The organism is Klebsiella sp. 141240 (assembly GCF_050600805.1).
GTDB classification, from domain to species: domain Bacteria; phylum Pseudomonadota; class Gammaproteobacteria; order Enterobacterales; family Enterobacteriaceae; genus Klebsiella; species Klebsiella aerogenes.
The window spans coordinates 369,429-380,890 of record NZ_JAQIRK010000005.1 but is presented as its reverse complement, the minus strand read 5'-3'; the positions used below and the strand labels follow the sequence as shown (position 1 = coordinate 380,890).

14 protein-coding genes and 1 other annotated feature are annotated in these 11,462 nt (G+C 55.5%); of the genes, 4 read left to right on the top strand and 10 right to left on the bottom strand.

All coding sequences use genetic code 11. The features are described 5' to 3' along the window. Positions 1-17 precede the first annotated feature (17 nt). The 9 genes from hisIE to hisL form a co-directional block, all read right to left on the bottom strand. A complete protein-coding gene (gene hisIE, locus PGQ95_RS12730; RefSeq protein WP_113373509.1) occupies positions 18-614 on the bottom strand; it encodes a bifunctional phosphoribosyl-AMP cyclohydrolase/phosphoribosyl-ATP diphosphatase HisIE in 597 nt (198 codons plus the stop codon). Further along, complete coding sequence (gene hisF / locus PGQ95_RS12725) at positions 608-1,384, bottom strand: imidazole glycerol phosphate synthase subunit HisF (protein ID WP_015365818.1); 777 nt, start codon at positions 1,382-1,384, stop codon at positions 608-610. The genes hisIE and hisF overlap by 7 nt, the downstream gene beginning before the upstream one ends. Further along, positions 1,366-2,103 carry a 1-(5-phosphoribosyl)-5-[(5-phosphoribosylamino)methylideneamino]imidazole-4-carboxamide isomerase gene (gene hisA, locus PGQ95_RS12720; RefSeq protein ID WP_213315679.1) on the bottom strand — a complete coding sequence of 246 codons (738 nt, stop codon included), beginning with the start codon at positions 2,101-2,103 and terminating at the stop codon, positions 1,366-1,368. Before hisA ends, hisF begins: the two co-directional genes overlap by 19 nt. Then, positions 2,103-2,693 carry an imidazole glycerol phosphate synthase subunit HisH gene (gene hisH, locus PGQ95_RS12715; protein WP_087860475.1) on the bottom strand — a complete coding sequence of 197 codons (591 nt, stop codon included), beginning with the start codon at positions 2,691-2,693 and terminating at the stop codon, positions 2,103-2,105. The genes hisA and hisH overlap by 1 nt, the downstream gene beginning before the upstream one ends. Continuing rightward, complete coding sequence (gene hisB, locus PGQ95_RS12710; RefSeq protein WP_430918294.1) at positions 2,693-3,760, bottom strand: bifunctional histidinol-phosphatase/imidazoleglycerol-phosphate dehydratase HisB; 1,068 nt, start codon at positions 3,758-3,760, stop codon at positions 2,693-2,695. Before hisB ends, hisH begins: the two co-directional genes overlap by 1 nt. Continuing rightward, entirely contained in the window at positions 3,757-4,818 is a 1,062-nt protein-coding gene (gene hisC / locus PGQ95_RS12705; protein ID WP_430918292.1) for a histidinol-phosphate transaminase, read from the bottom strand. The genes hisB and hisC overlap by 4 nt, the downstream gene beginning before the upstream one ends. Next, entirely contained in the window at positions 4,815-6,119 is a 1,305-nt protein-coding gene (gene hisD / locus PGQ95_RS12700) for a histidinol dehydrogenase (RefSeq protein ID WP_059305097.1), read from the bottom strand. Before hisD ends, hisC begins: the two co-directional genes overlap by 4 nt. A gap of 39 nt (positions 6,120-6,158) precedes the next feature. Further along, positions 6,159-7,058 carry an ATP phosphoribosyltransferase gene (hisG, locus tag PGQ95_RS12695; RefSeq protein ID WP_045379285.1) on the bottom strand — a complete coding sequence of 300 codons (900 nt, stop codon included), beginning with the start codon at positions 7,056-7,058 and terminating at the stop codon, positions 6,159-6,161. A 47-nt stretch (positions 7,059-7,105) separates the two neighbouring features. Continuing rightward, positions 7,106-7,228: a sequence feature (His leader region), on the bottom strand. Further along, positions 7,204-7,254, bottom strand: a complete 51-nt coding sequence (gene hisL / locus PGQ95_RS12690; protein ID WP_009654477.1) for a his operon leader peptide — start codon at positions 7,252-7,254, stop codon at positions 7,204-7,206. It overlaps the preceding feature by 25 nt. 176 nt (positions 7,255-7,430) lie before the next feature. Between hisL and PGQ95_RS12685 the strand changes: the two genes are divergently transcribed. From PGQ95_RS12685 to plaP, 4 genes are all read left to right on the top strand, one after another. Further along, positions 7,431-8,255: an SDR family oxidoreductase gene (locus tag PGQ95_RS12685; RefSeq protein WP_045379289.1), complete on the top strand. Its 825-nt coding sequence runs from the start codon at positions 7,431-7,433 to the stop codon at positions 8,253-8,255. A gap of 36 nt (positions 8,256-8,291) precedes the next feature. Continuing rightward, positions 8,292-9,173, top strand: coding sequence for a LysR family transcriptional regulator (locus tag PGQ95_RS12680; protein WP_213794933.1), 882 nt, complete (start codon positions 8,292-8,294; stop codon positions 9,171-9,173). Positions 9,174-9,409: 236 nt separating this feature from the next. Then, a complete protein-coding gene (yoeI, locus tag PGQ95_RS12675; RefSeq protein WP_096335043.1) occupies positions 9,410-9,472 on the top strand; it encodes a membrane protein YoeI in 63 nt (20 codons plus the stop codon). Continuing rightward, positions 9,462-10,820, top strand: a complete 1,359-nt coding sequence (gene plaP, locus PGQ95_RS12670) for a putrescine/proton symporter PlaP (protein WP_015365827.1) — start codon at positions 9,462-9,464, stop codon at positions 10,818-10,820. The genes yoeI and plaP overlap by 11 nt, the downstream gene beginning before the upstream one ends. A 111-nt stretch (positions 10,821-10,931) precedes the next feature. Here plaP and PGQ95_RS12665 read toward each other — a convergent pair whose 3' ends face one another. Beyond that, a complete protein-coding gene (locus PGQ95_RS12665; RefSeq protein ID WP_015365828.1) occupies positions 10,932-11,243 on the bottom strand; it encodes an ArsR/SmtB family transcription factor in 312 nt (103 codons plus the stop codon). Between the last annotated feature and the right edge of the window lie 219 nt (positions 11,244-11,462).

Genomic DNA, 11,462 nt, shown 5'->3' with positions numbered 1-11,462 from the left:
ATGCAGGTAATGTTTTACTAATGTCGAGACTTAAGATTATCGATCACTTCCCCTAAATTCAGCCCCTGATCCTGCAGCAGCACCAGCAGGTGATACATCAGGTCAGAAGCCTCATTCTTCAGCTCAAACGTGTCATGCACCGTTGCTGCAAGCGCGGTCTCCACGCCTTCTTCACCTACTTTTTGCGCAATACGTTTGGTGCCGCTGGCATACAGTTTCGCGGTGTATGAGCTCTCCGGGTCAGCATGTTTGCGTTCGGCCAGCAGTTGTTCCAGTTGATAGAGGAACAGCCATTGGTGTCCGGTTTCCCCAAAGCAGCTTGAAGTCCCTTTGTGGCAGGTCGGGCCTATCGGGTTGACCAACACTAACAGGGTATCGTTATCGCAATCGGGGGTGATGCTGACCACATTAAGAAAGTTGCCGGAGGTTTCACCCTTTGTCCACAGGCGCTGTTTGGTGCGCGAGTAGAAGGTCACTTTGCCGCTTTCTTGCGTTTTCGCCAGCGCGTCTTCATTCATATATCCCAGCATTAACACTTCGCCAGATTCAGCGTGCTGTATGATGGCCGGCATCATGCCGTCGGTTTTTTGCCAATCGAGCTGTTCACTCAACATACCCTGATCTCCACGCCCTGGGCTGCCAGGAACGTTTTTAATTCGCCAATATTAATAATCTGTTTATGGAACACGGAAGCGGCGAGGGCGCCATCGACGTTGGCGTCGCGGAAGGCCTCAAGGAAGTGCTCCATGGTTCCGGCGCCGCCGGAGGCAATTAACGGAACGTTACATACTTCACGGACCTTTCTGAGCTGATCCAGATCGTAACCGTTGCGCACGCCGTCCTGATTCATCATGTTGAGGACGATTTCTCCTGCTCCGCGCTTTTGTACTTCCTGCACCCAATCCAGCGTCTCCCATTGGGTGACGCGAGTTCGGCTCTCATCGCCGGTGTACTGATTAACGTGATATTTACCGGTTTGTTCATCAAACCAGGTATCGATACCTACCACGATGCACTGCACGCCAAAGCGATCGGCGAGGCGGGTGATTAACGTTGGATCCGCAAGCGCAGGCGAGTTAATTGAAATTTTGTCGGCGCCAAAGGAGAGGATCTGCGCCGCGTCTTCCAGCGACTTAATCCCGCCAGCGACGCAGAATGGAATATCAATGACTTCCGCCACGCGCGAAACCCAACTTTTATCGACTACCCGGCCATCGCTGGAGGCGGTAATATCGTAGAACACCAGTTCATCCGCGCCTTCATCGGCATAGCGTTTTGCCAGCGGCACAATATCACCGATAATTTCGTGATTGCGGAACTGTACGCCTTTCACTACCTGGCCGTCGCGGACGTCGAGGCAGGGGATTATCCGTTTTGCCAGCATTGGATAGCCTCCGTTACGTTGAATTTACCTTCCAGCAGCGCGCGGCCGACGATCACGCCGCGAACGCCGGTTCCGCGCAGCGCGGCAATATCGTTGAGACCGCCGATCCCGCCGGAAGACTGGAACGCCACCTGCGGATAACGCGCGCAGACTTCTTCATACAGTGAGACGTTGGAACCCGCGAGAGTGCCATCGCGGGAGATATCGGTACACAGCACATGTTGCAAGCCGACCGGCAGATAGCTTTCCACCAGCTCTTCCAGAGTGACGCCAGAGTTTTCCTGCCAGCCGCTCACCGCCACCTGTTTATTGCCATCGGCATCAATGCGTACGTCCAGCGCCAGCACCAGATGTTCGGGGCCAAAGCGTTTAAACCAGGTTTTGACCACTTCCGGCGATTTTACCGCCGTTGAACCGACCACCACGCGCGCCACGCCGGCGTCAAGCAGTGCGGCAACGTCTTCTTCCGTACGTACGCCGCCGCCGACCTGCACCGGTACCGTAACGCCGGCGACCAGGGTCTTAAGCAGCGGAATCTGACGTTTTGCCGGGTCTTTTGCCCCGGTCAGATCAACCAGGTGCAATACTTCCGCGCCCTGGTCTGCATAGGATTGCAGGCGTGGTAACGGATCGTTGCCATAGTCGCGCTGCTGGCCGTAGTCGCCCTGATGCAGGCGCACCACGGTACCGTCAATTAAATCTAAAGCTGGAATGATCATTACATCTCCAGGAAATTTTTCAGCAGCTGCGCACCGGCGCTACCTGAGCGCTCAGGGTGGAACTGTACGCCAAAGAAGTTATCTTTCTGTACCGCCGCGGTGAAGGCCTCGCCGTAGTTGCATTGGGCGATAGTGTACGGATTGACCGGCATGGCGTAGCTATGGACGAAATAGAAATAGGCGCCTTCTTCAATGCCGCGGAACAGACGATCGCCGGCTTTGGCATACACCCGGTTCCATCCCATATGCGGCAGCGGCAATCCGTGGTCGGTCATTTTCGGCACGTCTTCATCAATAATGCCCAGTAACTCAACGCCGTTATTCTCTTCGCTGCGCGCACCGAGTAACTGCATGCCGAGACAGATCCCCAGCACCGGCTGGGTACAGGCTTTAATCAAGTCAATGAGCTCGCGTTCGCGCAGCTGATCCATCGCAGCCTGCGCGGTGCCGACGCCGGGCAGAAAAAGTTTATCGGCGCGCAGAACAACATCCGGCTCGCGGCTGACCACTGGCTCATAGCCGTGGCGGCTCACCGCAGATTTCACTGAGTTGAGGTTGGCGCACCCGGTATCGAGGATCACCACGTTCATCACAATACCCCTTTTGAAGATGGCAAGGTGTCGCCCTGGACCCGAATGGCCTGGCGCAGCGTACGACCGAAGGCTTTGAACAGGCTCTCAACGCGGTGATGGTCGTTTTTACCTTTGGTTTTCAGGTGCAGCGTCACCGCCATGGTATAGGAGAGCGAGCGGAAGAAGTGTTCGACCATCTCGGTGCTCAGGTCGCCGACGCGCTGATAGGTGAAGTCAGCTTTATATTCGAGGTGCGGACGGCCAGAGATATCCAGCGCGCAGCGCGCCAGACACTCATCCATCGGCAACACGAAGCCAAAGCGGTTGATACCGCGCTTATCACCCAGTGCCAGCTTCAGCGCTTCGCCTAACGCCAGGCCGGTATCTTCTACGGTGTGGTGATCGTCGATGTAAAGATCGCCGCCGACGTTAATCTCCAGGCGAAAGCCGCCGTGGGTGGCAATCTGATCGAGCATGTGGTCGAAGAAACCAACGCCGGTGTGGATCTTGCTGCCGCCTTCACGGTCCAGCCAGACTTTAACGTCAACCTGGGTCTCTTTGGTGATACGTTCAACGTGAGCGTAGCGATCGCGACGGGTCAGCTGTTCGCAGATGGTCGGCCAGTTTAGCGTTTCACTGTTATAGCGCAGGCCGGTGATGCCCATGTTATCCGCCAACTCGATATCGGTGGCGCGGTCGCCGATGACGTAACTGTGGGCTTTATCCATCACGCCGTCTTCCAGCCAAGGCAATACCAGCTGGGTCTTCGGCTTGCGGCAGTCGCAGTTATCGCCAGGCATGTGCGGGCAGATCAGGACGGATTCAAAATTAACGCCCTGCGAGGAGAAGACCTGCATCATCAGGTTGTGCGGGCCGTCGAACTCATTTTGTGGCAGGCTATCGGTACCAAGCCCGTCCTGGTTGGTGATCATCACCAGCTTGTAGCCTTCCTGCTGCAGCTTAAGCAGCGCCGGGAGCACCTGCGGCTCGAAGGCCAGTTTTTCAAACCGGTCTACCTGAAAATCAACCGGCGGTTCGGAGATAAGCGTACCGTCACGGTCAATAAAGAGAAACTTCTGGGTCATACATTCTCCGCAGTCAAAGCGTCAATCACGCGCTGGCTCTCTGCACGGGTACCGATAGTGATACGCAAACAGCCGCTTAATGAGGGTTGTTTATTTTGGTCACGTAAGATAATGCCCTGATCCCACAAAGATTTAAACACCGCGCTGGAGGCGGTTATCCGCGCCAGCAGGTAGTTGGTCTCGGAATCGAACACCTGCTCGATGCAGGCGATGCCACGCAGCGCATTGACCAGGTAAGCGCGCTCATTAAGGATCTGCGCCACGCGCGCGCGCATGGCGGCAATTCCTGCCGGGCTCAACGCCTGGGCGGCGATATCGGCGACCGGCGTCGAAAGCGGATAAGGCGCGATGACTTTCAGCAGGACATTAATCACCTCTGCATTCGCCAGCGTAAAACCGCAGCGCAGCCCGGCCAGCGCAAAAGCCTTCGATAAGGTGCGCAGGATAACCAGGTTCGGGTATTCATTTAGCCAACCGGCGAGCGACGCCTGCGGACAGAACTCAATATAGGCTTCATCCGCTACCACGATCGCTTTACCGCGCGTCATTTCCAACAGGGCGCGGAAATCTTGTGGATTGATTATCTGCCCGGTTGGATTATTTGGGCTGCAGACAAACACCACTTTCACGCCGGTGAGATTCGCTTCGATAGCAGGCAAATCGAGCTGCCAGTCGGCGAGCGTCGGCACCGTGCGACACTCAACGCCGATAGTTTCGGCGCTGACGCTATACATACCGTAGGTAGGCGGGCAATAAAGGACCGCGTCCTCGCCGGGTTCGCAAAAAGCGCGGATCAATAACTCGATACCTTCGTCAGCCCCGCGGCTCACCAGTACCTGCTCTGGTGTTACGCCAGCATAGTGTGCGTAGTTTTCGATAACCGCTTTCGGCTGTGGTTCCGGGTAGCGGTTTAACGTCTGTTCGGTCAACTGGAATTCCACAGCGGTGGGGAATTCGTTGGCGTTCAGCCACACGTCGCCTTTTCCCCCAAGACGGCGGGCGGATTGATACGGCGTCAGCGCGCGAATATTGGCGCGGGCTAAGTCTTCAATGCTCATGCTTGCTCCTTAAGGGCGGCCACGCGTAGCGTCACGGCGTTTTTGTGGGCGGTCAGCAGTTCGGCTGCAGCCAGGATCTCGATAGTCGGGGCGAGGGCGGCAAAGCCTTCACGCGTCAGTTCCTGTACGGTCATTCGTTTCTGGAAATCCGCCAGACCGAGGCTGGAACAGGTCGCGGTGTACCCATAAGTTGGCAGCACGTGGTTGGTGCCGGAGGCGTAATCACCTGCCGATTCTGGCGACCAGTCGCCGAGGAATACCGAACCGGCGCTGGTGATACCGTCAACCAGTTCACGGGCGTTGCGGGTCTGGATAATCAGGTGCTCCGGCCCGTACTGATTTGAGATCTCTACACATTGCGCGAGATCGCGGGCGACAATGATACGGCTGGCGGAAAGCGCTTCACGTGCGGTTTCGGCACGCGGCAGGGCAGCTAGCTGACGTTCAACCGCTGCGGCGACCCGGGAGCCCATGTCGGCGTCAGGGGTTAGCAAGATAACCTGGGAATCCGGGCCATGTTCCGCCTGGGAGAGTAAATCGGAGGCGACGAAATCCGGCGTCGCGCCGCCGTCGGCGATCACCAGAACTTCCGACGGGCCGGCAGGCATATCGATAGCCGCGCCGTCGAGGCGCTGGCTGACCTGGCGTTTGGCCTCGGTGACGAAGGCGTTGCCGGGGCCAAAGATTTTAGCGACTTTTGCCACCGATTCGGTACCGAAGGCCATTGCCGCGATAGCCTGCGCGCCGCCGACGTTAAAGATATTACGCACGCCGCACAGCTGCGCCGCATAAAGGATTTCATCGGCAATCGGCGGCGGCGAACACAGTACCACTTCCTGACAGCCGGCAATGCGCGCTGGCGTTGCCAGCATCAGCACCGTTGAAAACAGCGGCGCCGAGCCGCCCGGAATATATAAGCCGACAGAGGCGATAGGGCGGGTAAGCTGCTGGCAGCGTACGCCGGGCTGGGTTTCAACATCGACAACCTGCAACTGCTGCGCGTTATGAAAGGTCTCGATATTGTTGACCGCTACCGCCATCGCTTGTTTGAGTTCGTCGCTGAGGCGCGCGCCGGCAGCGGCAATTTCTTCGTCAGACACTTTCAGCGCCGTGACGGTGGTTTTATCGAATTTGGCGCTATATTCGCGTAAAGCGGCATCGCCATTCTCTTTAACGTTGCCGAGGATCCCGGCTACCGTTTTGCTGATGCTCTCGGAAGCTGAAATCGCCGGGCGCATTAATAGTTGTTGCTGTTGTGCGGCGCTGCAGCTATTCCAGTCGATAATGGTATTGAAGCTCATGGTCATTTCCCCTGTTTGTCCCGTATGCGGATTGCTGGATTACTCCATCATCTTCTCGATCGGCAGCACCAGGATGGAGCTGGCGCCCAGCGCTTTCAGTTTTTCCATGGTTTCCCAAAACAGGGTTTCGCTGCTGACCATGTGCATCGCTACCCGCTGTTTGTCGCCCGCCAGCGGCAGAATAGTTGGCCGCTCGGCGCCCGGCAGCAGTGCCACCACTTCTTCCAGCCGTTCGGTCGGCGCGTGCATCATGATGTATTTCGATTCGCGGGCCTGGATAACCCCCTGAATACGGGTCAGCAGACGGTCGATCAGCTGCTGTTTCGCATCGTCCATCTCACCGTCGCGCTGGATCAGGCAGGCTTTGGAACGATAAATAACTTCAACTTCGCGCAGACCGTTGGCTTCAAGGGTTGCGCCGGTAGAAACGAGATCGCAGATGGCATCGGCAAGGCCAGCGCGCGGCGCGACTTCGACAGAACCGTTCAGCAGACAGGATTTAAAGGAGATACCTTTCTGATCGAGATAGCGTTTTAACAGGTGCGGGTAAGAGGTGGCGATGCGTTTGCCGTCCAGCGCCGCCGGGCCATTCCAGTTTTCATCCACCGGTGTCGCCAGTGACAGGCGGCATCCGCCAAAATCGAGACGGCGCAGGGTGAAATAGCGCGGGTCTTCGCCCTGCGCGCGGCGGCTCAGCAGCTCTTCTTCCAGCACGTTCTCGCCGATAATGCCAAGGTCGACAACGCCGTCCATCACCAGCCCCGGAATATCGTCATCGCGAACGCGCAGAATATCGATCGGCATGTTTTCCGCAAGGGCGATCAGACGCTGGGTGTGCAGGTTGACTTTAATGCCGCAGCGGCCGAGCAGTTCGCGTGAATCCTCACTCAAACGGCCGGATTTCTGAATAGCTATGCGTAAACGGGTGTTGTCTAACATTGTTGTTTTCCTCTGAATACCTGTCTGAATCTGTCCGAATTCGGTCCAAAAAAAAGCCCCCGGAAGTGAATCTTCCGGGGGCTCTCTTTGCGTTCATGCACCACTGGAAGATCCAAACGTCTTCCAGCACACATCGCCTGAAAGACTAGTCAGGATGATGGTGATGGTGGTGGTTTTTAAATTGAACGCTGTTCATAAAATTCTCTTTGAATGACTATGCATTTAATGTCTTTTAACCTAAACCAGTTGCGGCGCATAAAGCAAGCCCTTTTTTCCATCATTAATTCATTTCATATTCGCCGAACAAATTGTCAGGTCTCGCAGGCTAGCGTAGCCTAGTATCAGCACAGCGAATGAGTCAGGAGCCAGGGTATGAAAAAGGTCGCGATTGTCGGGTTAGGATGGCTGGGCATGCCGCTTGCGTTGTCATTGCGGGCGCGCGGTTGGCATGTCACCGGCAGTAAAACGACGCAGGACGGCGTAGAGGCGGCGCGGATGTGCGGAATTGAAGGGTATCCGCTGCGCCTTGAACCCCAGTTGATCTGTGATGCAGAGGATCTGGACGCGATGATGAACGTCGATGCGCTGGTCATCACGTTACCTGCGCGGCGCACGGGGCCCGGGGAAGATTTTTATCTACAGGCGGTGCAGGAGATTGTCGATACCGCGCTTTCGCGGCATATTCCACGCATTATTTTTACCAGTTCGACTTCGGTTTATGGCAATACCGAAGGGACGATGAAGGAAAATTCGCCACGCAATCCACAAACCGCCAGCGGCAGGGTTCTGAAAGAGCTGGAGGACTGGCTGCATGCGTTGCCGGGGACCTCGGTGGATATTCTGCGTCTTGCCGGATTGGTTGGACCATCGCGCCATCCCGGCCGTTTCTTTGCCGGTAAATCGGCCCCGGATGGCCAGCACGGTGTCAATCTGGTGCATCTGCAGGACGTTATTGCCGCGATTGAGTTATTGCTTCAGGCTCCGAAAGGCGGACACATCTATAATATATGTGCGCCGCAGCATCCGGCGCGCGGCGTCTTTTATCCGCAGATGGCCCGTGAACTTGGGCTGCCGTTACCGGTATTTACCGATAACCCGGAGGGGGGTAAAGGCAAAATCATTGATGGCAACCGGATATGCTATGAGCTTGGCTTTGAATACCAGTACCCCGATCCGCTGGTGATGCCGATGGAGTAACCGCCAGCAGACGATCGCGTACCGTAAGGGGGGGCGATGAAACCACTGCTGGATGTTCTCGTTATTCTTGATGCCTTAGATAAAGAGGGGAGCTTTGCCGCGGCCTCGGCAAAGCTCTATAAAACCCCCTCGGCGCTAAGCTATACCATCCATAAATTAGAAAGCGATCTGAATATCCAACTGCTGGATCGCAGTGGTCATCGGGCGCGCTTTACTTGCACCGGGCAGATGCTGCTGGAGAAGGGGCGTGAACTACTCCATACCGCGCGCGAACTTGAGCTGCAGGCCATCAGGCTACATCAGGGCTGGGAAAATACTCTGACCATCAGTGTCGATATGACTTTCCCTTTCTCGCTTTTATCTTCCTTGATGGAACAGTTTTATCAACAGCACAACGTGACCCGTTTGCAGTTCACCGCTGCTGGCGGTTGGGATGCTCTGGCGGCAGGCGAGGTCGACATGGTGCTGGGCGCGCTTAACGAGCCGCCAACGCTGGTGGGTTATGGTTTTCGTCTGCTTGGCGAACTGGATCTGTGTTTTGTAGTCGAGGTTAATCATCCGTTGGCGCAGGCTAAGGAACCGTTGAGTTTGCGAGTGTTACAGCGATACCGGACGATTATTTGCGCTGCCGCTTTACCGCCGGGCGAAAAGCAGGAGACGGTGACGGTTTTTGATATGAACGGCCTGTTGGAGCTGGTATGCGCCGGCATGGGCTGGGCCTACCTGCCGCGTTATCTGGCTGAGCCCTGGCTTGAGAAGGGAAAATTGGTCGAGAAACGCATTACCACACCCGCGCGGTTGCATCGGGCATGGATTGGCTGGAATGAAGACGTTTTTGGCCTTGCCGCGCAATGGTGGTTACAAGCGATATTAGCAAATAGTGCTATTCGTCAGATCTACAATACTAAAATAGTATGAATATTAGTCGGTTAGAATTCTTAGCCTATTAATAAACCCTACAACATCTTGTCATTAAGCCAGAAGTTGTTGCAAAATACGCAGCCTGAAAACCAGAGACTAGCCGACGCTTTTTTTAAAGTGTCGGTTATTTTTTTGGTCGAAAGACACATCATTCAATACCAAGAGGCCGGGCTTCGTACCGGATAGATATTTACTAAAAACCGACAGTCGTTGTCGCTGAGGAATAGAAAGAAATGGGGCAATTTTTTGCTTACGCGCTGGCCTTCACCGTAAAAGGGGATAACTATGTCGCATAACGCTACTCCAAATACCTCTCGCGTGGAATTACGTAAAACGCTTACGTTAGTTCCGGTTGTAATGATGGGCCTGGCCTATATGCAGCCGATGACGCTGTTCGATACGTTTGGTATCGTCTCTGGTATGACCGACGGTCACGTGCCGACGGCCTACGCCTTTGCGTTAATCGCTATTCTTTTTACTGCGCTGAGCTACGGGAAGCTGGTACGCCGTTATCCTTCCGCGGGTTCCGCGTATACCTACGCCCAGAAATCCATTAGCCCGACCGTAGGCTTCATGGTGGGTTGGTCCTCTCTGCTCGACTACCTGTTCGCGCCGATGATCAACATCCTGCTGGCGAAAATCTACTTTGAAGCGCTGGTGCCTTCGATTCCATCGTGGGTGTTTGTTATCGCGCTGGTCGCGTTCATGACCGCCTTTAACCTGCGTAGCATCAAGTCCGTCGCCAACTTCAATACCGTTATCGTGGTGTTGCAGGTGGTGCTGATTGCCGTGATCCTCGGCATGGTGGTGTATGGTGTATTTGAAGGCGAGGGCGCCGGTACGCTGGCCAGCAGCCGTCCGTTCTGGTCCGGCGATGCGCACGTTATCCCGATGATTACCGGGGCGACGATACTCTGCTTCTCATTTACCGGCTTTGACGGCATCAGCAATCTGTCTGAAGAGACCAAGGATGCTGAACGCGTTATTCCGCGCGCTATCTTCCTGACTGCGCTGATTGGCGGCCTGATCTTCATTTTTGCCACCTACTTCCTGCAGCTGTACTTCCCGGATATCTCGCGCTTTAAGGATCCGGATGCCTCACAGCCTGAAATTATGCTGTATGTGGCAGGTAAAGCCTTCCAGGTAGGCGCGCTGATCTTCTCCACCATCACCGTGCTGGCTTCCGGTATGGCGGCGCATGCTGGCGTTGCGCGTCTGATGTACGTGATGGGCCGTGATGGCGTATTCCCGAAAAGCTTCTTCGGCTACGTTCACCCGACCTGGCGCACCCCGGCGATGAACATCATCCTGGTTGGCGCGATCGCGCTGCTGGCGATTAACTTTGATCTGGTGATGGCGACTGCGCTGATTAACTTTGGTGCGCTGGTAGCGTTCACCTTCGTTAACCTGTCGGTTATCTCGCAGTTCTGGATCCGCGAGAAACGCAACAAGACGCTGAAAGACCACTTCCAGTATCTGTTCCTGCCGATGTGCGGCGCCCTGACCGTTGGCGCGCTGTGGGTTAACCTGGAAGAAAGCTCGATGATCCTGGGTCTGATCTGGGCCGGTATCGGTCTGATTTACCTGGCGTGCGTAACCAAAAGCTTCCGCAACCCGGTACCGCAGTACGAAGACGTTGCGTAATTACGCTTTATGATATGAAAAGCCGGAGGGAAACCTCCGGCTTTTTTGTTTCTGGCGTCCGCTGGTTTTCCCCGCTGGTGGCTGTCGCTTTACCGGGGGCACAGGGATGGCTTACTTCTCCTGTCGCATCACATTAAGCAGCGTATCCAGCAGCCCAGGAAAGCGGGCATCCAAATCGTCGCGGCGGAGCGAAATGAGATTTTCCCGCCCCTGTGGCCGCTGCCAGATCACGCCGCTGTCGCGCAGCACCCGCCAGTGGTGAGTCATGGTGGATTTAGCGATATCTTCTTTGCGCAATGCGTTACAACTCTGCTCGCTGCCGTCGGAGAGCGTGCGAATGATTTCCAGCCGCAAGGGGTTGCCGAGGGCAAAAAGGACATTTTCGAGGCGAATTTGTTCACGTTCGGGGTGATTGGCGATCATAATATTCCTGTGTCGGCGGTTGTGCTGTTCACGCGAACAGCAACCCGTATCGGCGGCTGGCGGCTACTATACCCAAACTCCTTTTCTTGCGCCACGCGCGCCGTCGCAAGCTGACCGATAGCAGTGATAGTGAAAATAGTTCGAATATACTCGTACAATTGTACTATTATAGATGCCGTAAACCTAACCGCGGCAGATTTAGCCGCTCATTGACAGTCA

Bases quoted from the DNA above. Each gene is read 5' to 3' on its own strand.
- hisD (WP_059305097.1), bottom strand. From the start codon at position 6,119: ATGAGCTTCAATACCATTATCGACTGGAATAGCTGCAGCGCCGCACAA.
- PGQ95_RS12680 (WP_213794933.1), top strand. From the start codon at position 8,292: ATGAAACCACTGCTGGATGTTCTCGTTATTCTTGATGCCTTAGATAAA.
- hisH (WP_087860475.1), bottom strand. From the start codon at position 2,693: ATGAACGTGGTGATCCTCGATACCGGGTGCGCCAACCTCAACTCAGTG.
- PGQ95_RS12665 (WP_015365828.1), bottom strand. From the start codon at position 11,243: ATGATCGCCAATCACCCCGAACGTGAACAAATTCGCCTCGAAAATGTC.
- hisIE (WP_113373509.1), bottom strand. From the start codon at position 614: ATGTTGAGTGAACAGCTCGATTGGCAAAAAACCGACGGCATGATGCCG.
- hisG (WP_045379285.1), bottom strand. From the start codon at position 7,058: ATGTTAGACAACACCCGTTTACGCATAGCTATTCAGAAATCCGGCCGT.
- plaP (WP_015365827.1), top strand. From the start codon at position 9,462: ATGTCGCATAACGCTACTCCAAATACCTCTCGCGTGGAATTACGTAAA.
- hisC (WP_430918292.1), bottom strand. From the start codon at position 4,818: ATGAGCATTGAAGACTTAGCCCGCGCCAATATTCGCGCGCTGACGCCG.
- hisB (WP_430918294.1), bottom strand. From the start codon at position 3,760: ATGACCCAGAAGTTTCTCTTTATTGACCGTGACGGTACGCTTATCTCC.
- hisA (WP_213315679.1), bottom strand. From the start codon at position 2,103: ATGATCATTCCAGCTTTAGATTTAATTGACGGTACCGTGGTGCGCCTG.
- hisF (WP_015365818.1), bottom strand. From the start codon at position 1,384: ATGCTGGCAAAACGGATAATCCCCTGCCTCGACGTCCGCGACGGCCAG.
- PGQ95_RS12685 (WP_045379289.1), top strand. From the start codon at position 7,431: ATGAAAAAGGTCGCGATTGTCGGGTTAGGATGGCTGGGCATGCCGCTT.